Raw genomic sequence first — 21,113 nt, 5'->3', positions numbered from 1 at the left:
CCAGCGAATTGGGTTGGCAGATTTTATCTCATTCACATTCTAAAATAAAAACAGCTGAAAGTAAAATCATTTCATTTTGGAATTGTTCTTTATATTAATTGATAATATAGGTAATTTTATAGCCGTCTTCCATTTTGGTTTAAATCATGTTGGTTATTATGATAAGATAGACCTAGTAATTGATCGGAAATGCGAATGCAATAGGAAAAGAGGTATGGAGAATGCAACATTTCGAGCTAGAGGCAAGTTTGTTAGACCATGCACTGACAAAGTATTTAAAAGCGACGAAACAAATAGATGAAGAAAATATTCCGAAAAACGTCACGAATGTTAAAGGGTTTATTTTACGTATCATCTACCGCCATCAATCATGTACTGTGAAAAATATTCTGCAGGAAGTTTCATTATCTCCCTCTGCAACAACAACCGCTCTCAATCACTTAGAAGACGAAGGGCTGATCATCCGCTCTCGAAATAATAATGACCGCCGTACTGTGTGGATTGAACTCTCTGAATCGGGTGAACAAATTGCTAAACAAATGATCGACAATCGCCAGCTGCTTGTGAATCAATTGTTCAACCACCTTTCAGAGGAAGATAAAAAAACATTTTTTGAATTAATCGAAAAAATGATGGACGAGCACACATTAAAGGCTTAGGAATATTCCTAAGCCTTTTTTTATGGCTTTAAAACGACCTTTATACAATCATCCTGTTTGTCATTGAAGATGTGGTACGCATGAGCAGCTTCATCTAATGGCAATTTGTGAGTAATAATCGCTCTAGGATCAATTTCACCGCTTGTCACTTTTTGATAGAGCTTTGACATGTATCCTCTCGCCGGGGCTTGGCCCATTTTCAGGGTGACGTTTCTTGCGAAAAAAGCGCCTAATGGAAACATGTTGTACAGGCCGCCGTACACACCCGTCATCTGCACTGTTCCACATTTGCGAACGGCTTTTGTGGCAATTTGAATGGGTCCGATCGTTCCGCCTTGCAGCTTGAGTTTTTGCTCAATTTTTTCAAGCGGCGACTTCTTTCCATCCATTCCCACACAATCAATCACAACATCGGCTCCGCCCTTGGTGAGCTCCTTTAACGTTTCTCCCATGTCGGGATCTTCTGTAAAATCAAAGACCTCCACGCCGCTCATTCGTTTTGCATGCCGCAGGCGGTAATCAATGTAATCGACAGCAATCACACGTTCTGCCCCTTTTTGCCAAGCAAATTGCTGCGCCATTAACCCAACAGGACCACAGCCTAGCACGATGACCGTATCGCCTTTTTTCACACCTGCGTGCTCTACGCTCCAATAGGCGGTTGGCAGGACATCTGATAAGAAGAGCAATTGTTCATCCTCCAGCTCACAATCCTCTGGAATCTTAAACGGGGTGTAGTTGCCAAAAGGTACACGTAAATACTCTGCCTGTCCTCCGGGATAGTTCCCATATTTCTCACTATAGCCAAAAAGCCCACCCGAATCGTAGTGCGGGTTTGAGTTGTCACATTGGCTTTCTAAGTGATGATCGCAATATTGGCATTTACCACATGCAACTGTAAATGGAATGACGACACGGTCTCCCTTTTTTACGGCTGTGACATCCGGGCCAACTTCCTCCACAATCCCCATTGGTTCATGCCCAATTACATAGCCGATTGGAAGCGGGAAATTCCCCTGATACAAATGTAAATCTGATCCACAAATTGCTGTTGATGTAATACGTATGATCACATCTTCCCGATCTTGAATCGACGGTGCATCTACTTTCTTCACTGCAATGCTATTTTTCCCTTGATAAGTAACAGCTCTCACATGCACTTCCTCCTTTAGCTCAAATCATCTTTACATAGCTTCACCTTGAATGAATGGTTCATTCATCAAATGAGCAATTTAAGTGGAGGAGGCAAAAAACAAAAAAAGCCTGTCGATTGTTTCGACAGACTCATGACGTTGTGTAACGCGTTACACACTTATTCCTTTTCGACAAAAAACAAATCATATTGAGTTGAAGTCTCCCGATCGAACATGAAGTTCCCTTCTTGAATAAAATAAGGACATATACTTGGGCTTGGAGATTCCTCAAACTGTTCATACACCTGCTCAATTTCTCCTGGAAGCAGCAAAACCAACATTTTATTTGAATGAGACACAAATTCATAAGAGTGAATCGTATCCGGCGGGATATAGGCAAAGTCACCCGGCATCAAGCAAATATCCTCTCCGTTCAAATGAAGGTTCATCTTCCCTTCAACACAATAGATTGCTTCTGTATGAACTTGATGATAATGCGGCGGGAAATATTTCTCCTTCGCTCCTTCAACCACAAAATGACTGAATCCGCCTCCTGTTGTTTCTACTGTTGCAATCAGCTCATGAATCTGGCCATCAATGATGTATTGCTTCCCTTCACCAGCCTCTAATACATAAGGCTGTACCTCGTGAGGAAGCTGACTATGAAATAAAACGGAGGGCCTCGTTGTATTAGACAGTTCTCTGATTCCATGCATCAGGATGATATCGCTTTCTTTTTCAGCCTGCTGAAAACTGGCTGCATCAAAAGCATGATGAGTCATAGACCATTCATTCTGAAAAAGCCTCTTTCCAATTTGCTGATAGACATCTGTCATTTTTCCGCCCAGCGTATATGAAATAAATCTTGTTTTATGACTATGCATTCTGTAGCCATGAATCGTTTTGGGCGGGATATGAATATAATCAAAGGCTGTGGCCATGTATTTTTTACCGTCCAGCATCACTTCAAGCTTTCCTTCCAGCACAAAAATAGTTTCAAATAAGTGCTCATGACAGTGCAGCGGGAAATAAGCTCCTTTCCCCCCTGTGATTAAGGCAAGCTCAAACAGCTGATTCGTTTGATTTGCTTCTGCCAGCATATGAACAAGCTGATTCTCCAGCCCATACAGCTTTCCGGAACCAGACACGGTATAAAAAGAGGTACCTTCGGATTGCTTCATCGATTGCGGTTGCTCCGACATCCCATCACTCCTCGTGACAAATTGACTATCTATATTATATAGACCAATTGATATAATAGATAGACAATATGCGAGAGATTTTACTCATCTCGCATAAATAAATGTCTAAGGTAACTTTTTACGTGTTCTAAAGGGGTCGTTTGTTTGAGTGCAATGGTCATCGATAAACCCCCGATGACCATTGAGTGAAGGAGAGAAGCCAGCTCATCCGCTTTGTTTTCTTCATACCCGCTGTTCATTAGCTTTTCTTTTACAAGCTCCTGCCAGCGGATCATTTCTTGTTTGCATGCAGCATGAAGCTGCGCGTTTTCAGGCTTGGACTCTGCCGCCAGCAAGACAATTGGAATCCCTCTTTCACTTTCGTTCTCCATAAATCCTCGAATGATCTTTGTCATATAATGATCGATGGCGATATATGGGTCATCCGAATAGGCAAAGCCTTCTTCAATTTGATTAATGACCTTTTGACTAATGTGTTCAACAGATGCAATAGCCAGCTCTTCTTTTCCATTTGGAAAGTAATAATAAAGAGAGCCTTTAGGTGTGCCGCTCTCTCTGATAATTTGATTCAATCCTGTCGCATGGTATCCCTGTTTACGTAAAAGAAGTGCTGCCGTTTGAATGATTTTGTCCTTCGTACTCACGTGTGACATTCTTTTCCCTCCATAGACCAAAGTCGCTGATCATGCGTTATCGATTTAATTGACTAGTTCCTTTCCAAATCGAGGATGTCTCCATTTCCGCCGCAAGCCTGAGCAGCCAGTCCTCTTTTCCTTTAGGTGCTGTCACCTGTACCCCTAAAGGCATGCCCGCGCTAGTCAGATGAACAGGAACACTCATTGATGGCTGACCTGTTAAGTTGGCAAGCTGTGTAAATGGGGTGTAGGTCAAGCTCTTGAGGAACATGTCATAAATAAGATCCTGCTGTGCTTGCATTGAAAGGGATGACACACGTAAAAGTGCGGCTGTTTCCTGATCTGAATGCATAAGCTCACCTACCTTTGGAGCTGAATAGGCAGTAGCTGGTGTCACATAGAGATCGTAGGTTTGATGAAATGATGCCATTTGTGCAGCAGCCCGATCCCACGCATCAAGACTTTCTGTATAAGCAGCAGCGGTCACATTCTTGCCAGCCTCCGCCAGCACCCATGCCACGATGTCCGTTTCCTCCGGCTTTACTGGACGCCCTAACGAACGAGCCAAGGAAGTGAATAACGCAGACATTTCTCCGCTGTTCATCACGTAATATTGCTGCATGAGATGAACCCCATCAATTTCTGGCTTGGCTTCTTCTACTTGATGACCCTGCTCACTCAGCCATTTCACTGTTTGCTGAACCGCCCGCTTCGCCTCCTCACTGACCTTCGTGCCAACTGGAGATTCTACGCTGTAAGCAATTCGCATAGAAGATGTACGTTTCGCCAGATCCTCTTGGTAACTGCCATCGTATAACGGAGTTTGGAAAGCAGCTTCAGGTTGAATGACTTGAAGTAGATCAAGAAGGGCTGCACTGTCCCGTACTGTTTTTGTGAGTGTAAAGTCGATGGAAGCCCCTTGCCACTGCCTTCCTGCGCCTGGGCCTACCGGCGTTCTTCCCCGCGTGGGCTTAAGGCCGAACAAACCGGTAAAGGATGCTGGAATCCGGATGGAACCACCGCCATCACTTGCTCCGCCAGCAGGTACAATGCCGCTTGCAACAGCTGCTGCTGTCCCGCCGCTTGAGCCGCCCGGAGAATAGTCCGTATTCCAAGGATTTCTCGTTGGACCATGTAAAGCAGGCTCTGTCACATTTCTTAAACCGAATTCCGGTGTATTTGTATGTCCGATCATGAGAAAACCAGCCTGCTTCAACCGATCAACAAAGTGCGAATCCGAATTTGCTTTTACATCCTTTAACAGCAAAGCTCCTGCTGTCAGCGGTTCATTTTTAATCCCGTGCGATATATTTTTCAGCACAAACGGAACACCAGCAAATGGCTGATACTCATGTAACTCCTTGATGTCTTTTAAAACTTGTTCTTGTCTCGTCCGTATCACAGCGTTTAGTTCTGGATTGACCTCATTCAATCTATCAAATGCAGCCTGCATAAGCTCCTCGGGCTTTACCTGCTTATTCTGCACAAGTGCTGCCAAGCCAGCCGCATCATACGTCATATACTCTTTTACGTTCATCAGCATGTCCTTCTTTCTCTTATCATGATGTCTCTATTGTCTACTAGAATTCTATGAATTTCAATTTCAGGTTACTTGTAAAAATAACTTTCTGAACAAGACGACAATTCTACTATCCCATCCCTCTGCTTTCTCCGATATAATAGAGAAAAAAAGACCGAGATCATCGGATGAGAGGAGCCACGCATTGAAAAGGAAATTACTTATCGTCATTGCGTTTCTTCTTGCGTTGACAACTGCTTTGCCCTTCCATTCGCAGGCAGCTGCACCGCCAAAAGAAACAGATGTCATCATCGTCTATAAAAATCAAAAAGGAAAACAAACAGCGATTGAGGAAAGTGAGAAAGTGAACGCACAGTACATACATCTTCCCGCTGTCGCTGTGACAGCAGATGAACAAGCGGTCACCTCACTCAAAAAAGACCCAAACATCGCTTACGTCTCAAAAAACGTAAAGGTTAAACTCGCGGCTTCTACTGTGAAGAAAACAGCCGCTGCTACTAATCAGGATGCATTGGTACAAAAATCTTACAATCTGCAAAAACTAAATATCAAGCAAGCAATAAAAGAAGGCGTCACTGGTAAAAATGTAAAAGTAGCCGTTTTAGATACTGGCATTTTCTCACACGAGGATTTAAAGGTATCCGGCGGTAAATCATTCGTGAACTACACATCCTCTTATAAAGATGATGAAGGACATGGCACACATGTCGCCGGCACGATTGGTGCGCTTAATAACGATTATGGAACAGTCGGCGTCGCTTCCGGTGTGAAGCTGTATGCTGTGAAGGTGTTAGATAAAAAGGGAGAAGGCGACCTGTATAGTCTGCTTCGAGGCATCGATTGGGCGATTACCAACAAGATGGACATTATTAATTTAAGTTTAGGCTTTGAAGACAATATCCCCATCTTGCGTTCAGCAGTAGATGAAGCCTCTAAAAAAGGACTGCTCGTGGTTGCTGCAAGCGGAAATGATGGAAAAAAGAATCATATTAGCTACCCTGCCGCTTACAATAGTGTCATTGCCGTATCTGCAACGACTGACAAAGACAAACTTGCGTCTATCTCGAATACAGGGAAAGGGATTGAATTTTCTGCCCCTGGCGAGAACGTCATCAGTACCTATTTGAAAAATGAATATTGGTATGCAACGGGGACATCACAAGCTGCACCGCATGTCACAGGAATGCTGGCACTGTTAAAGCAGCTTCATCCGAAGAAAACAAATGCACAGCTTCGCACTTTATTGCGCAGCTATACAGTGGATCTTGGTGCAAAAGGGAAGGATCCGCAATTCGGCTATGGCCGCGTGCAATATGTGCCGCAATCCACCTTTTTAAAGGCTGCGGCAAGTGCTGTCAAAAAAGCCGAAACATCTAAAAAGCAGGCAGATGTCAATCAAGCCAAAACGAGAATTGGCCGGCTCACTGCAAGCAAGCAAAAAACAGCACTCACAGAACGGGTGAAGAAAGTCCAAGCAGCCATTGATATCCGCTCGGCACGTGCAAAGGTCAAAGCAGCCGAAAAGAACAAAACACAGAGCGCTATTAAAAGTGCTCAAACGGCCATCAAAAAACTAAACAAAGGCAAAGAAAAAACAAGCCTGCAAAACCGGCTTGACAAAGTAAAAAAACAAGTCGCTTATCAAAAGAAAGTGACAGATGCTAAACAAAAGGTCAAAAAAGCGGAAGCCAAACGAACAAAGAAAACAAAAGCAGCGGCTCAAAGCGCTGTCAAACAGCTAAAAGCCTCCAAAACAAAAACCAATTTACAAAAACGATTAAACCGTATTAAGGTTTAACAGAAAAAACGATTCCTTTCAGCGAGGAATCGTTTTTTCTATTTCAACATTGGCTCAAACAAGCTGTGATGATATTTCCCTTCGGCATCTGCCCTCACTTGATCGAGAATGCTTTCTAACGAAGCCGTCACGCCTTCTAATGCCCGCCGTACTGCGCCGTTCTCAAAATCCGTTAAACTCTCCGGCAATTCATCTTCATCCAGCACAAAGACATCACCATTCGGAAGAACGAGAAGATCAATAATGAGGTCTTCAAACATGACCAGCTGGGCGTTGAACTGTGTATCTCCCACCATATTCAAATAAGATCCTAGTTCCTTCCCTTGATCATCTCTCCAGAAATATATGTTATAAGGACGATCCTTCCAATAATAGGCGGTCGTATAGCTCCCTTTTGGAATGGTCAGAAAACCAGCACCTGCCCTCATCGTAAATGGGTCTTCAATCTTGTGAAACAGCACAGCCTGCTGTCCCTGTGCATCTAACAGCTGACAGGTATGTTCCACAACTTTCTGATCGTATTTGATTTTTCTCTCGATGACTTCATCCCAACGATCCGCATGCAGCGAAAACAACATGTCACAACTCCCTCTAAACATCTCGTTTCTTTCCAGTATACACCGATTTTTTCTGAAGAAATAAAGGATTGCCGTATTTACTTATGGAAGACCTATGATGAGGTGAAAGAAATGAACGGAATCACGATTCTTGAAAACTTTACACAGCTTGGACAAATCATCCTCATGATTTGCGGCTATGTCCTTTATTGGCAGCTGGTGAAAACGAAGAGAGAACGAAAGCTGTCTCCTTATGAGCGCATGTTAAAATTCTTTGTCATGTTCGGTTTAATATCCTGGGGGGTATCATATTGGGCGCTGGCACTGTGGGCGTAAATTGAAAAAAGGAAGAGCTGCCCGTGCAGGACTTGCTCTTCCTTTTATTACGCGTGATTTGATGAACCTGCCGGCTGTTCTTTCTTGATCACATATTGATAGCTCTTGACATGTGTCCCATTTTGGTTCACAAATTCTTTATCAAGCGCACGCTCAAAGCCCATTCGTTCATATAAGCGAATGGCGGCCTGCATTTTATCAGATGTATGAAGATACAGGACATTTTCGCCCCATGATTGCGTCAGTTCAATACTTTTACGCAGCAATGACTCTGCAATGCCTTTTCCCCTCACATCGGGATCTACTCCTAAAAACCGGACGATGGCTGATGTAATGCCCATTTCGGGTTTATCATACGCTTGCTCTGATGAGCGGAACATTTGAAGCGTCCCTACGACTTTGCCGCCAAGCTCCGCCACAAGCATCAGCTCCATGTTCGGATTATCTACAGCTGCTGCAAGCGCGGCAGAATAATTTTGCCAGCCTTCCTCTGTAAATTGAGGTTCATACTGTGCATAGGATTTGATCAGCACGTGTGTGATAGCCTCATGATCTTCTTTGACTGCTTGACGAATGATCAGCTCTTGCTGCTTCATGTCAGCACCTCCTGCTCTCTATTAGTGGATATACGTATCATGCAATCACTGCATTCGATCACCTTACTCTTTTCTCTACTCATTCAATGTAAAGAGTCTCATTCGAAAGATCAATCATTTTGCACGAAATCATCTTTGAAAAATTTTCATTGAAAAGGAACGCTTGATTCATTATGCTGTGTTGAGGAAGTATACGAGGAGTGTTGTCATCATATGAGTTCTTTATCTTATCCCCAAGAATCGAAAAAAAATCGATTTCTCCTTGCCGCATTGCTCGGATCTTTAACCGCCCTTGCTCCGCTGGCAATGGATATGTATTTACCTGCTTTACCTAATATCGCCCGTGACTTTGAAGCAAGCACGGCGTTGTCTCAATTCAGTCTGATGGCTTGTCTCATTGGACTGGCGCTTGGCCAGCTGATTGCAGGCCCGATCAGCGATACGATCGGCAGAAGAAAACCGCTGATGATTGGCTTGACCATCTTTATTGCGGCATCCCTTCTTTGTACAGTGGTCACATCGATTTGGACGTTCATTCTTCTTAGATTGATTCAAGGACTTGCTGGATCAGCAGGCATTGTCATTGCACGAGCCATCGTACGAGATCATTATGAAGGATCAGAAATGACGAAATTCTTTGCATTGCTGATGTTAGTCAATGGGGTTGCTCCGGCAGCGGCACCTATCGTGGGCGGACAAATGTTACGGTTCACGACGTGGCAGGGTGTGTTTGTTCTTCTAGGAATCCTCGGAGCGCTAATGCTCCTAAGATCAATGTTTTCATTGAAAGAAAGCTTACCTGCGGAACGCAGACAGACTGGGGGCTTCAAACAGATCCTAGGTGCGATGAAAATTCTAGCGAGCGATCGTCTCTTTGTTGGATATGCCCTATCACAAGGTCTAGTCTTCGCAGCGATGTTTGCCTATATTTCTGGTTCACCGTTTGTGCTTCAAGATATTTTCAACCTTTCTCCACAAGGATTTAGTGCGGCCTTTGCGGTAAATAGTCTTGGGATCATCACGGCTGGACAAGTATTTGCCCGAGTTGCTGCGAAAATTGGTGAAGAGAAAGTCCTTCGCATTGGATTGCTGACAGCTGCATTAGGGGGAGTCACTTTATTTTTCATGATCTCAATTGATGCAGGATTGTACGGTATTCTGATTCCGCTGTTTTTTGTTGTCTCAAGCGTTGGAATTGTCGGCACCTCTGCCCCGTCTCTTGCGATGCAGCATCACGGAGCGCATGCAGGAAGTGCAGCTGCACTGATCGGTGTGGCGCAAATGCTGCTAGGCGCTTGCATGACACCTCTTGTCGGACTAGCCGGAAGCCAAACAGCCTTTCCAATGGGTCTGATCATTATGCTTTGTGATCTAGGCGCACTTTGCTGTTATTTCTTCTTTGTGGCCCGAGCGAAAAAAAGACCCGCATAAGCGGGCTTTTTCATTTATTATGGCTTGCTCCAATTGATGGTGCGGAACACGTTACTCTGGTCATTGTTGTAATATGCATCTAAATCAAAGCCTGATAGTCCAAAACCAATTGTCATGACAATTCCTCCGGCAACGGTGAAGATGATTCCCCATTTGATGCATTGCTTTTTTAAATCATTCACGTTCATACTCTCACGACCTTCTTTTTAAACATTCCCATGAATGCCTTAGTGGTTTGAATAGTCATTTGCACAAATAGCTTTGTCAAATACGCCGTGGCTATGCCGCTTAATAATCCGACACCTAATAGAAGAATACCAACGCCAATCTGCGTCACCACCACATGCAAACCGTCCTGAAAAATAAATGGAGAACCAATGATGCTCCAAAAACCGCCGAGCAGACCAGTAAGCGTCAATGCACCTGTCACGAGTGGAATGCACCAAATCACCATATACACAGAAAGAATCAGCAGGAAGACTGTTGCTAGAATACTGCCCCATAACGGAAAGCCTAAAATGAGAATGGAGAGTCTCGTCGCTTTTTCTCCAAACGTCGGCACCTGAACGGTTTTTATACCTTGTTCCTTCATAATCCCTTCAGCGATCATAGCAGGCTGTCCGACTTGCTGAACCGCTTCCTGTTCACTATAGCCATCTTCCTGATAATCCTCAATCATTTCATCGTAGTATTCGATAAACCGATCACTGTCTTTTTCGCCTAGAAGATGCAGATGCTTCTTTAGGCTGCTCAAAAATTCTTTTTTATTCATTGCCCTGTCCTCCAGAAATAAAGTCGTAAATCGCCATCACCTGATCCCATTCCTCTAAAAACTGCGCCATATGCTCCCGCCCGCTTTCTGTCATGCGGTAGTATTTTCTTAATCGACTGTTATGTTCCTGGGAATAGGTCTCCACATAATTGTTTTGCTCTAAACGTTTTAAAATCGGATATAATGTCGATTCTGAAATCTCAATACAATGGGACATATCTTTAATGATTTGATAACCATAGGAATCGCCTTTCTTTAATACCGCCAGTACACAAAATTCCAGTAATCCTTTTTTTAATTGTGCATTCATGTTTACAACTCCTAACTATTCATACTATACATTACATAGTATTGTGTGACAAGAGGTATAGAGAATAAAAAAAAGACCCTTTTTCGGGTCTTTTCATTTTTATATATTCACAAATCCTTCTCCGAACACATCGCGTACGTCATGGACAACAACGAATGCGTCTCGATCTATTTTCTTAATAATTTTCTTAAGGCGCATGAGCTCCTGCTTTTGAATGACCGCGTAAAGAATTTCCTTCGATTCCTTTGAATAATGACCGCGTCCGTTTAAAATCGTTACGCCTCGATCTAAGGTGTGATTGATTTCTTCCGCAATATCATCTTTGCATGAAGAAATAATCGTCACTGCCTTTTTCGTGTTAAGTCCTTCTATCACGAAGTCCATCACCTTTGTCGCCACGTACAGCATCACAATGGTAAACATTAATTTTTCCGCACCAATAATAAAATAGGAAGCAAATACAACGATCAGATCAAAGAACAAGATGGCATAGCTCACGTTCCAGTCTAAATACTTGTTGGCAATTCTTCCGAGAATGGCAGAACCCGCCGTTGTTCCACCTGCTCTGAGCACAAGACCAATCCCAATTCCGATGATAATTCCTGCAAAAATCGCTCCAATGATCAATTCATGAACATTCACGACCCATGTTGTGGTCAGGTGCAAAAATAGAGAGTTACTTGCGACGGCAACCACAGTATAAATCGTGGTCTTCTTGTCTAAATACTTATAGCCGACAAGCAGTAAGATGGCATTAAACACAAGGTTCGTCAGCCAAGGTGCAATCTCAAACAAATAATAAAAAATAATGGACAGCCCTGTTACGCCGCCTTCACCAAATTCAAGCGGAATGACAAACATGTTCACTGCTGCGGCAAATAAAAAAGAACCAACTAGAATCATCGCTATATCTTTTACACATTTTTTCAATTTCTTCTTTCCTCCTTTTTTAAGCATATAAAAAACCCTCTTTCTGCACGAAAGAAGACAGTCGTTGGACAACATAAAAATCAAAAGACGGCGCCTTTTGATGAAGCTTTCTGAAATCAATCTTTCCATAATATATATCTCTTTTTAGAGGCTGTCAATGACTTGGTTTTCTATTATTTTGACTGCATTTTTATGCATCAAAACTCGCATGTTTTCAGGGTTTTTCCGCCCTACGATGCTTTTTCCTCTCCTTGACAAAAACACTTTAGTCATTTAAACTACTGCCTCATATCATATCCATTATTTCCGATCTAAAAAGGAGGCTGTTTGATTCCGATGAATCCTATTCAAAGCCGTTTACAGGCTCACGCACCTTTGATTTTAGACGGTGCATTAGCAACAGAGCTTGAACGAAAGGGCTGTAACTTAAACGATCGTTTATGGTCAGCCAAAATACTTATTGAACAGCCACAATTGATTCAGCAAGTACACTTGGACTACTTCCAAGCAGGTGCTGACTGCGCAACAACCGCCAGCTACCAAACAACGATTGAAGGTTTTGCTGAAAAAGGCTATACAAAAGAAGAAGCGATTGAACTCATGAAACGCTCTGTCACTCTAGCGAAAGATGCACGCGATCTTTTTTGGCAGGATGAAGCGCGTCGTGAAGGACGGACAAAACCATTTGTCGCTGGATCTGTGGGGCCATTCGGCGCTTATTTATCTGATGGTTCAGAATATAAAGGGAATTATGGACTCTCAGAGCAGGCTCTTATTGATTTTCACAGACCAAGAATTCAGGCATTAGTAGAAGCGGGTGCAGATATTCTTGCATGCGAAACGATTCCTTGTCTGATTGAAGCAACTGCCATTGCAAAGCTGCTGCAGGATGAATTCAGCGGGGTATCTGCTTGGATCACATTCAGCGCAAAGGATGGCCTGCACATTAGTGAGGGTGATTCCATACGAGAATGTGTACAGGCGCTTGAGCCTTATGAACAAATCGCTGCTGTCGGTGTGAACTGTACGCCGCCGCAATTTATCACTTCTCTCATTCAAGAAATGAAAAAGGGAACGAGCAAACCGATTGTGGTATATCCAAACTCAGGTGAAATATATGATCCTGAAGAAAAGGTATGGAACGGAGATACGTCTCATCTTACTTTTGGCGAATGTGCGCATCAATGGTACAAAGACGGCGCGCATATCATCGGCGGCTGCTGCCGGACGACCCCAGAAGATATCAATGACATCTTAAAACGAACCACATCGTAGCATCATGAATCATCACACATACTTCTAAGCAAAAGGGCGGGAAGACATGGAACAAGCAAAAGATCAGTCACAACAATATCAACGAAAAATGACGAGCCGGCACCTGTTCATGCTTTCTCTAGGCGGCGTCATTGGAACAGGGCTCTTTTTAAGCTCGGGGTATACCATCAATCAGGCCGGACCTGCGGGAACCATTCTTGCCTATCTTGTGGGAGCTTTAATTGTCTACCTCGTGATGCTTTGTTTAGGTGAGCTGTCTGTCGCAATGCCGGTCACAGGGGCTTTTCATACGTATGCAACAAAATACATTGGACCTGGTACAGGCTATACGGTTGCTTGGCTATACTGGCTGACATGGACAGTGGCACTCGGTTCGGAATTTACAGCCGCAGGACTATTAATGCAGCGCTGGTTTCCAGACACTTCAGTTTGGATGTGGAGTGGTGTTTTTGCTCTTCTCATCTTTTTACTGAATGCATTTACAGTTAAGTTTTTTGCAGAATCAGAGTTTTGGTTTTCCAGTATTAAAGTGATGGCTATTATTCTCTTTATTATTCTTGGCGGAGCTGCCATGTTTGGTTTGATCCCATTAAAGGGCGGTGAGGCCGCTCCGTTCTTTTCTAATTTCACTGGCGAAGGCGGACTTTTCCCAAACGGCTTTTTACCAATTTTAATGACGATGCTTGCGGTCAACTTTGCTTTTTCAGGTACGGAGTTGATTGGGATTGCTGCGGGTGAAAGCGTCAATCCTGACGAGACCATTCCAAGAGCAATTCGCACAACCGTCCTGCGTCTCGTCCTGTTTTTCGTTGGAACGATTGTTGTGTTGGCTGGCTTGATTCCAGTAGAAGAAGCCGGGGTGATCAAAAGCCCATTTGTCGTGGTATTTGATCGTATCGGGATTCCTTATGCCGCAGATTTCATGAATTTTGTCATCCTGACCGCGATCTTATCTGCCGCAAACTCAGGATTATACGCATCATCTCGTATGCTTTGGTCGCTTTCTGAGGAACGGACACTTCCTAAAAAACTGGCGAAGCTGACGTCAAAAGGCATTCCTTTGAATGCACTCATTTTAAGTATGATCGGTGGGATTCTTTCTTTGCTATCGAGCGTGATCGCACCAGAAACGGTATACCTTGTCCTAGTGTCAATCTCTGGACTGGCCGTTGTGGTTGTATGGATGGGGATTGCTGCCTCACAATTTATGTTTCGGAAAAGATTTTTACAGGAAGGCGGACAGCTTCATGATTTATCCTTTCGAACACCGCTCTATCCAGTAGTTCCGATTGCAGCCTTCCTCCTATGTCTTGCATCTGTCATTGGCATTGCCTTTGATCCAAATCAGCGGATTGCCCTCATCTGCGGCATTCCTTTCATTGCGCTCTGCTATGCTGCCTATTACGTGACAGCTTGGATTCAGAAAAAGCGAGAAAAACCTGGTGTATAAACATCAGGGTTTTTTCATCTGACAAAAAAGGATATCGCTAGTAAAAGAAGCACACTTTGGTATATGATAGGAATCTATGATTTCAGGATGAACCAAGGGAGTTGTCGTGAATATGGAAATGACCATTACAAGAGCATTAAGTGAACTGAAAATGTTAGATAAAAGAATCAATCGAACCGTTGATGAAGCCGTACTCGGTGGATTGATGATCGGCAAACATATACAGCACGGATTTCAGAATCAAGAAGAGATTGAAAAAAAGGCGAAGGCTGATGATCAATCGATTCGAGCTTTAATCAAACGCCGGAATGCCATCAAATCAGCCATCGTTGTATCAAATGCAACCACAATGATTGATGTGGCGGGTGTCCGTATGACGGTGGCAGAAGCGATTGAACGAAAGACGTCGATAGACTACGATATTCGTTATTTACGGAAAATGAAACAGGTGTACAAAGAGTTGGTCGACAAAGCTGAACAAACGAATGAAGATGTGAAAATGAGACTTGATCAGCATTTAGAAACCTTGTTTGGGAAAGATGGAAAGACACAAGCGGCTGCCAACCAAGAGATCGTGAAGTCTTTTCTAGCTGAAAATGAGGCGGTGATCATCGATCCGCTTCGCCTTCGAGTGAAAATTGAACAGCTTTCGAAAGAAATTGAAGATTTCCAAATGGAAGTTGATTTTTCCTTGTCTGAAAGCAATACACTAACGAAAATACAGATTGATTAATTGATTTTGTTAGTGAGCCGAAAATCGATAGGACTAAACACCTCCGAGGGAAAGGTCATTCCCTCCTCATCTGATGATCATCTTAGGATGATCCTTGATAAAAGCTCAAAGCTGAACGTTCAAGGATCAAAGTTCAAGTGTGAAAGTTCTTATCTATCAAAGCTCAAGTTGAAAAGTTAAACGCTCGATCGAATCTGGGAATAACGGCTGATGAGTGTTTGTTTATCGACTCATTCGGTTGCCGCCCAGCAGGTTTGCTAACAAAAAGAAAAGGATGTCACCTGATGACATCCTTTTTTCTATGAGATTAATAACGTGATGTATATGCCAAATGGTACACACTTGTGACATTTGAAGATAGTTTGATGTCGTTTGACGTAAACGTCACTGGAACGATATCGTAGTAATGTGTTGACCAGCCTGCATTATTGTATGATTGGTAGCCTGCACCTGCAGGAACTTGAAACGTTAGTGAAAACTGTCCATTCTCGTCTGTTGTGCCTGTCGCTGTTTGAGCATATGATTTGATGGCTGCTTCAAAATAAAGCTTGATCGGCTGATTAGGCATGAGGTTCCCGCTTGCATCTTTGAGTATCCCTTTAAACGTAGCTGGATAATAAGAACCCACGCGATATTTACTGCCATAGCCGTAATTCACTATTCCACTATCGGCTGCTGTGACACTTGTTACTTGAACGGATGCTGGTACTGCCCCTGTTTCTTCAGCATGTGCAAAGCTTGGGAATACGAGAAGCAATGATAGAACGAAAGCAAACATGATTTTTTTCATCGATAAATCCTCCTTTTTTTTCCTACTATTTTACTATCGACATTAATTGGTATTTTTCCAGTTAAAAACAAAAAAACTTCCCTTTTTTTAGAAAGGGAAGTCCTTTTTTTATTTTTTCACAACCACTTTTACCGCTTTGCTTTCTCTTTTTCTCACATCTGATGCGGTCACATACAAAACTGTTTTGGCTTTTTGTGGCTTGATTTGGGCAGTAAATGCGCCCTTGCTATTGGTTTTGACTGTTTTGATGACTTTCTTTGATTTGTTTTTCACTTTAATGGTCAAGCCTGCACCCGCAGTCCCTTTGACCGCTTTACTTTTAATGGTTACTTTGCTCACTTTCGGCTTAGCTGGTGCTTTGCCTTTTTTCACGACGGTTTTGAGCGTCGTAGCGGCCTTTCCTTTTGACATTTTAATGTGAAGGACCTTGTTTTTGTTCTGATGCTTAATCTTCACACTAAAGGTTCCTTTTTTGCCTGCTGTGCCTTTTCCAAGCAGCGTTTTGCCTCTATACACAGAAATAGCAGCACCGGCTTTTGCTTTACCTGTCACCTTTTGATGCTGATCTTCCACTTTGTTCACTGATGCATTCAATTCGACAGCACTTAATGCAGCAAATGCATTCAGTCTGCCATGTCCTGTCATCCAATCAATTCCTGGGATTTTCGGATCGACAATTGGCTCCTCGTTTTCATCATAGAAAACGTCGTCTTTTCCATCGATTGATTTAAATGAGATGTCATCTGCTGTACTTTGCAAAAGATTTCTCACTTGATTTGGCTTTAAGGATGGATTTTTAGAAAGCAGTAACCCTGCTGCTGCTGCCACATATGGTGTCGCCATTGATGTCCCGCTAAGGTATGAGACATTCCCATCAGGCATGAGGCTCGGAATATCCGACCCTGGTGCTGACATGCTCAGTCCTTTGCCATAGCTTGAAAACTCAGCGGCAATATCCATACGGTTGCTTGCGCCAACCGCCATTGCGTATTTTGACGTCGCAGGGTAGCCCATTTCTGGTACGCCATCATTTCCACTTGCCACGACCACTAGTACATTTCTTTGTGCAGCATAATTCATTGCATATTCAATCACTCTGCTGTAATAGCCGCCAAGGCTCATGTTGATCACCTTTGCGCCTTTGTCCACTGCATGTTTGATACCAAGTGCAATATGCTCTGTATCGCCAAAGCCATAGGCATCCAGCACCTTCACCGGAATGATGCCCGTATGTTGGTTAAGGCCTGCCATTGAGTAATGATTATCGGATTTTGCGGCAATGATGCCTGCCACATGCGTACCGTGTCCATTGTCGTCAATCGCATCTTTGTTTCGTCCAATGAGATTCGCACCTAAGTCTGTACGAACAGTCCCGTTTAAATCTGTCAAACGGCTGTCTACACCTGTATCCACAACAGCAATTAATGTTTGCTTCATTTTGCTTGTGCCAATCAGTGTATTCATTTGTTCAAATTTGACGTCAGCGCCTTTTTTCCCGCTGTTTTGCGCACTGTTTTTCAGCGGCCACTGATAACCATACTGCGCGTCGCTGCTTAGCGCACGATAGGTTTGAACAGGCTCTGCAAATTCAACATTCGGCATGCTGGAGAGCTTTCTTGCCGTGCTTTTGATGACCGCTTTGCCTGCTTTTAGTGTCTTTCCAGCTGATTCTTGCCCTGCTGGCACATCATAGACATACATTCCTTTGAATAAAGGACTAACTGACTGAGATGTCACACGGTATTCTTGGATGCCGTAGCTTTTCATTTTCTTTTTCGCAGATTGAAGTGTTTGGCCATCCTTTAATTTAAAAATGATCTTATTCGTTTTAACTTTCTCTTCTTTTACAAGCTTTTGTTTCTCTAATACATAACCAACTGACTTTCCTTCAAGCTGATCGATACCCATTTTTTGACTGACGGCTTCTAATTCCTTTTTTAAATATGCCGGACTTGCTTCTTTGAGCATATCAAAAAGGGACCCGATCGCCTGTTGTTCTTTTTCTGTTACGATATGACCGCTAAATGCACCATTTTTCTCTACGTCACTTAGCAGTGTTTTTAATGTGAGCAGATGGTTGTATACCTTTTGCTGCTCTTTTTGATGTTTGATGAGCTTTGATTTGAGAAACGGCTTTGTCTTTTGGAACAGACGTGAAAGCTTTTGACCTTCTGCCGTTTCATTGAATCGTTTATCTTCAATTGTACGAATCGATTGAAGAATTTCACGCCCGTATTTTTTCTCAATAATGATGATTTCAGGCTCATCTTCTTCAGGAAAAACAGGTTCAGAAGGCGGAAGGTTAGCTCCTTTATATCCGATTGTATATGCCGCATCCTCTTCCTCATCACGGCTATCTTCCTCCGAACCTAAGTAGAGCACTTTGACATAATAGGGTCCTGACCATGCATGCGGGAAGTTGATCTCTGTCTCTCCGCTTGCTGTGTCCACGCGATATCTTGAATATGTGTCATCCTTCATCGCTCTGTCCTTGCTTGGATAGACCGATACGGACAGCACTTGTTTACTTTTCACAGAAATTTGCATGTGTGTATGTTTTGCCACCTCTTGTGCAGATGGCGTGATTTGATACCACGACTCTTCCTTTTCGTTCTGTAATGTACCTGAGATGACTTCACCATTTTTTAACCCAATGGCTTCATTGACACTTGTTCCATGAGTGGCAGCTGCTGCCTCGTATCCAGGTAATGCTGCCATACATAGAATGATGGCCATGAGTACGATCACACAGGATTTGACCTGCTTTTTGAACATGAAAAGACCCCCTTATCTTTTATGATACCTTGGAAGAATATCACAGAAATACATTTAGTAGAATCTGTTTTTTACATAATTAAACTCGTTTTAAGCTAGGATTTGAGATATTCAGTCAGCAAGACGGATAGCTTCATAAACTTTTTGCCATTTCAAACGGAAAATGATGCTATTTAACCATGCTGAAAAGTACATTACAATCAACTTGTAAGCGCTTAACAAACAAGAGAGAAGGGATCAGCTTGTTCCAAAAAGATCATGTTTTCACACAAGTAAACGGACGATCAAAGAATGAGATTTTACAATACATTTCCGAGAAAGCTGAAGACCTTCAGATTACAAACGATCAGGCGGGGCTATTAGCAGATTTGTTGACACGCGAAGACGAAGTCTCAACAGGACTTCAGCAAGGCTTCGCCATTCCACATACAAAAAGCTCCGCTGTACAAACGGCTTCACTTCTTTTTTTAGAACTTGAACAACCCATTGAATGGGGAAGCTTCGACGATTTGCCCACAAGCTATTTATTTACACTGCTCGTTCCACTAGAAGAAGCTAATGTCACACATCTGAAATTACTGTCAGGTATTGCGACCAGTCTAATGGAACCTGCTTTTATCGAGAAGATTCAACCAGGTCAAACAGCTGATTACTATTACGACGTCATTGAACAACAATTGAAAGAGGGGATTACACAATGAAAATTGTCGGTGTCACTTCATGTCCAGCAGGGTTAGCTCATACTCCAATGGCAGCCAAAGCGTTAGAAAATGCAGGTAAACAGCTCGGACACGAGATCAAAATCGAACAGCAGGGGATTATGGGACAGGTGAACGGCATTACAGCAGAGGAAGCGCAGAAGGCAGACCTCTGCATCATTGCCTCAAATCAGCATATCAACGATGCGGAACGCTTCTCAGGCATTCCCACTGTACGTGTCGAAATCGGACGTGCCTTAAAAAATGCCGAACAAATTATCACCAAAGCTGTAGCACTTGTAGAAAAGAAAAAGTCTGAATCTCAATAAACATGAGCAATGCCATATAGAAAGGAGCAAAGCAAAATGAAAGCAAAATTAAAAGTCATTGAAGGCCATCTCATGACCGGTATTTCTTATATTCTTCCTGTAATCATCGGCGCCTCACTTATCGTTGGTTTAGCAAAACTGGTCGGATTAGGGTTTGGCGTTTCAGATTTAAACCCCTATAAGGAAGCTGGCGGCATACTGCACGGCGCCTATTTAATGGAGCAGGTCGGCTGGACAGGTATTGGCTTAATGAACGTCCTGCTTGCTGGATTTATCGCCTATTCCATAGCGGATAAATCAGGCCTTGCAGCCGGTTTTATCGGCGGTGCCCTCGCCAGCTCAACTAATGCTGGATTTATTGGTGCCGTCATTGCAGGCTTCTTCGCAGGATATGTTGCTCTTTTTGTGAAAAGAAAAATTCAAATTCAAGGCTCTGCAGCCGGGCTCGTCCCTCTGCTCATCCTGCCGCTCATTACCGTTGGCTTAACCGGGCTTCTTATGTCAGTTCTGCTGGGCGGACCATTAGGTGCTTTGAACACGGCATTAATTGAATGGATCAAAGGTATGGTCGCTGATGGAACAAGCACACTCGCGCTCGCTCTCATTTTAGGGGCGATGATTGGATTCGATCTTGGCGGACCGGTGAATAAATCAGCGTGGATGGCTGGTAACGCCCTCTTCCTATCAGGTGTCTACCTCCCTGCCATTCTCGTCAATATTGCGATTGTCATTCCACCGCTTGGATACGGGCTTGCGACATTGATTCGAAAACGCAACTTCTCCCCAACCTTTAGAGAAGCCGGACGAGGCGGCCTTGTCATGGGGATTATCGGTATTACGGAAGGGGCGATCCCTTTTACCCTCGTCAATCCTTTGAAATTGATTCCGCTCAATGTTGTCGCATGTGCTGCTGGAAGCGGGGTCGCTGCATTATTAGGAGTTCATGACATCATGCCGCCAATTGGCGGGCTATACGGCTTCTTCTCAGTCGGAAACTGGTGGGCTTATTTAATCGGAGCCCTTACTGGCGCACTCGTCATCGGTATTGGCGCCAACCTGCTTGTGAATTTCTCTGAGAAAAAAGAGCCAAAAACGCCGGAACATGATCAGAAGCAGAAAGAAGAAGACGATTTTGACCTTGTGCTAGAAGGATAATTTGAACGA

The 21,113-nt window shown here is 43.4% G+C and carries 22 protein-coding genes; 10 read left to right on the top strand and 12 right to left on the bottom strand.

Translation table 11 applies throughout. From position 1 onward, the window contains the following. Positions 1-221: 221 nt before the first annotated feature. Positions 222-659: a MarR family transcriptional regulator gene (locus NSQ25_RS01485; RefSeq protein WP_012008812.1), complete on the top strand. Its 438-nt coding sequence runs from the start codon at positions 222-224 to the stop codon at positions 657-659. A gap of 20 nt (positions 660-679) precedes the next feature. On the opposite strand, the gene NSQ25_RS01480 is transcribed toward NSQ25_RS01485, so the two are convergent. The 4 genes from NSQ25_RS01480 to NSQ25_RS01465 form a co-directional block, all read right to left on the bottom strand. Beyond that, positions 680-1,813, bottom strand: a complete 1,134-nt coding sequence (locus tag NSQ25_RS01480; protein WP_024424382.1) for a zinc-dependent alcohol dehydrogenase — start codon at positions 1,811-1,813, stop codon at positions 680-682. Positions 1,814-1,971: 158 nt separating this feature from the next. Continuing rightward, positions 1,972-2,994, bottom strand: a complete 1,023-nt coding sequence (locus NSQ25_RS01475; RefSeq protein ID WP_081123937.1) for a quercetin 2,3-dioxygenase — start codon at positions 2,992-2,994, stop codon at positions 1,972-1,974. A gap of 80 nt (positions 2,995-3,074) precedes the next feature. Then, a complete protein-coding gene (locus NSQ25_RS01470; RefSeq protein ID WP_326136090.1) occupies positions 3,075-3,647 on the bottom strand; it encodes a TetR/AcrR family transcriptional regulator in 573 nt (190 codons plus the stop codon). A gap of 37 nt (positions 3,648-3,684) precedes the next feature. Further along, complete coding sequence (locus tag NSQ25_RS01465; RefSeq protein WP_326136091.1) at positions 3,685-5,166, bottom strand: amidase; 1,482 nt, start codon at positions 5,164-5,166, stop codon at positions 3,685-3,687. A gap of 187 nt (positions 5,167-5,353) precedes the next feature. Between NSQ25_RS01465 and NSQ25_RS01460 the strand changes: the two genes are divergently transcribed. Next, positions 5,354-6,967 (top strand): S8 family serine peptidase, encoded by a 1,614-nt coding sequence (locus NSQ25_RS01460; RefSeq protein WP_326136092.1) that lies wholly within the window; start codon positions 5,354-5,356, stop codon positions 6,965-6,967. A 38-nt stretch (positions 6,968-7,005) separates the two neighbouring features. Here NSQ25_RS01460 and NSQ25_RS01455 read toward each other — a convergent pair whose 3' ends face one another. Further along, the gene (locus tag NSQ25_RS01455; protein WP_326136093.1) at positions 7,006-7,545 is read right to left on the bottom strand and encodes a DUF402 domain-containing protein; all 540 of its coding nucleotides are present in this window, start codon (positions 7,543-7,545) and stop codon (positions 7,006-7,008) included. A 111-nt stretch (positions 7,546-7,656) separates the two neighbouring features. On the opposite strand from NSQ25_RS01455, the gene NSQ25_RS01450 reads away from it, so the two are divergent. Continuing rightward, complete coding sequence (locus NSQ25_RS01450) at positions 7,657-7,860, top strand: hypothetical protein (protein ID WP_041116516.1); 204 nt, start codon at positions 7,657-7,659, stop codon at positions 7,858-7,860. A gap of 47 nt (positions 7,861-7,907) precedes the next feature. Here NSQ25_RS01450 and NSQ25_RS01445 read toward each other — a convergent pair whose 3' ends face one another. Next, positions 7,908-8,456, bottom strand: coding sequence for a GNAT family N-acetyltransferase (locus NSQ25_RS01445; RefSeq protein WP_061110434.1), 549 nt, complete (start codon positions 8,454-8,456; stop codon positions 7,908-7,910). 213 nt (positions 8,457-8,669) lie between these two features. Here NSQ25_RS01445 and NSQ25_RS01440 point away from each other — a divergent pair, with 213 nt between their 5' ends. Beyond that, complete coding sequence (locus NSQ25_RS01440; protein WP_326136094.1) at positions 8,670-9,887, top strand: multidrug effflux MFS transporter; 1,218 nt, start codon at positions 8,670-8,672, stop codon at positions 9,885-9,887. A gap of 17 nt (positions 9,888-9,904) precedes the next feature. Here the strand turns inward: NSQ25_RS01440 and NSQ25_RS01435 are convergent, their stop codons facing one another. The 4 genes from NSQ25_RS01435 to NSQ25_RS01420 all read right to left on the bottom strand — a co-directional run bounded on the left by NSQ25_RS01435 (position 9,905) and on the right by NSQ25_RS01420 (position 11,899). Next, entirely contained in the window at positions 9,905-10,075 is a 171-nt protein-coding gene (locus NSQ25_RS01435) for a hypothetical protein (protein ID WP_169737558.1), read from the bottom strand. Further along, the gene (locus NSQ25_RS01430; protein ID WP_326136095.1) at positions 10,072-10,659 is read right to left on the bottom strand and encodes a DUF1700 domain-containing protein; all 588 of its coding nucleotides are present in this window, start codon (positions 10,657-10,659) and stop codon (positions 10,072-10,074) included. The genes NSQ25_RS01435 and NSQ25_RS01430 overlap by 4 nt, the downstream gene beginning before the upstream one ends. Further along, positions 10,652-10,969: a PadR family transcriptional regulator gene (locus NSQ25_RS01425; protein WP_024424392.1), complete on the bottom strand. Its 318-nt coding sequence runs from the start codon at positions 10,967-10,969 to the stop codon at positions 10,652-10,654. The genes NSQ25_RS01430 and NSQ25_RS01425 overlap by 8 nt, the downstream gene beginning before the upstream one ends. Before the next feature lie 99 nt (positions 10,970-11,068). Then, the gene (locus NSQ25_RS01420) at positions 11,069-11,899 is read right to left on the bottom strand and encodes a YitT family protein (protein ID WP_034283328.1); all 831 of its coding nucleotides are present in this window, start codon (positions 11,897-11,899) and stop codon (positions 11,069-11,071) included. A 336-nt stretch (positions 11,900-12,235) separates the two neighbouring features. Between NSQ25_RS01420 and mmuM the strand changes: the two genes are divergently transcribed. The 3 genes from mmuM to NSQ25_RS01405 all read left to right on the top strand — a co-directional run bounded on the left by mmuM (position 12,236) and on the right by NSQ25_RS01405 (position 15,357). Further along, the gene (mmuM, locus tag NSQ25_RS01415; RefSeq protein ID WP_326136096.1) at positions 12,236-13,174 is read left to right on the top strand and encodes a homocysteine S-methyltransferase; all 939 of its coding nucleotides are present in this window, start codon (positions 12,236-12,238) and stop codon (positions 13,172-13,174) included. 46 nt (positions 13,175-13,220) lie between these two features. Next, positions 13,221-14,624 (top strand): S-methylmethionine permease, encoded by a 1,404-nt coding sequence (mmuP, locus tag NSQ25_RS01410; RefSeq protein WP_024427433.1) that lies wholly within the window; start codon positions 13,221-13,223, stop codon positions 14,622-14,624. Positions 14,625-14,736: 112 nt separating this feature from the next. Beyond that, positions 14,737-15,357, top strand: coding sequence for a hypothetical protein (locus NSQ25_RS01405; protein ID WP_024427434.1), 621 nt, complete (start codon positions 14,737-14,739; stop codon positions 15,355-15,357). A gap of 307 nt (positions 15,358-15,664) precedes the next feature. Here the strand turns inward: NSQ25_RS01405 and NSQ25_RS01400 are convergent, their stop codons facing one another. Next, positions 15,665-16,147, bottom strand: a complete 483-nt coding sequence (locus NSQ25_RS01400) for an Ig-like domain-containing protein (RefSeq protein WP_120208473.1) — start codon at positions 16,145-16,147, stop codon at positions 15,665-15,667. Between the two features lie 108 nt (positions 16,148-16,255). Further along, positions 16,256-18,922: a S8 family serine peptidase gene (locus NSQ25_RS01395; protein WP_326136097.1), complete on the bottom strand. Its 2,667-nt coding sequence runs from the start codon at positions 18,920-18,922 to the stop codon at positions 16,256-16,258. A 242-nt stretch (positions 18,923-19,164) separates the two neighbouring features. On the opposite strand from NSQ25_RS01395, the gene NSQ25_RS01390 reads away from it, so the two are divergent. From NSQ25_RS01390 to NSQ25_RS01380, 3 genes are read left to right on the top strand one after another with little or no spacing between them, the layout of a single operon-like run. After that, positions 19,165-19,623, top strand: a complete 459-nt coding sequence (locus tag NSQ25_RS01390) for a PTS sugar transporter subunit IIA (protein WP_041116505.1) — start codon at positions 19,165-19,167, stop codon at positions 19,621-19,623. After that, positions 19,620-19,949, top strand: a complete 330-nt coding sequence (locus NSQ25_RS01385; protein ID WP_326136098.1) for a fructose PTS transporter subunit IIB — start codon at positions 19,620-19,622, stop codon at positions 19,947-19,949. The genes NSQ25_RS01390 and NSQ25_RS01385 overlap by 4 nt, the downstream gene beginning before the upstream one ends. A 36-nt stretch (positions 19,950-19,985) precedes the next feature. Further along, positions 19,986-21,104, top strand: a complete 1,119-nt coding sequence (locus NSQ25_RS01380; RefSeq protein WP_046313686.1) for a PTS fructose transporter subunit IIC — start codon at positions 19,986-19,988, stop codon at positions 21,102-21,104. Positions 21,105-21,113 lie beyond the last annotated feature (9 nt).

It is taken from the genome of Bacillus sp. FSL R5-0512 (assembly GCF_038593295.1).
GTDB classification, from domain to species: Bacteria; Bacillota; Bacilli; order Bacillales; family Bacillaceae; genus Bacillus; species Bacillus safensis.
This window is presented reverse-complemented; position numbering and strand designations above follow the sequence as displayed.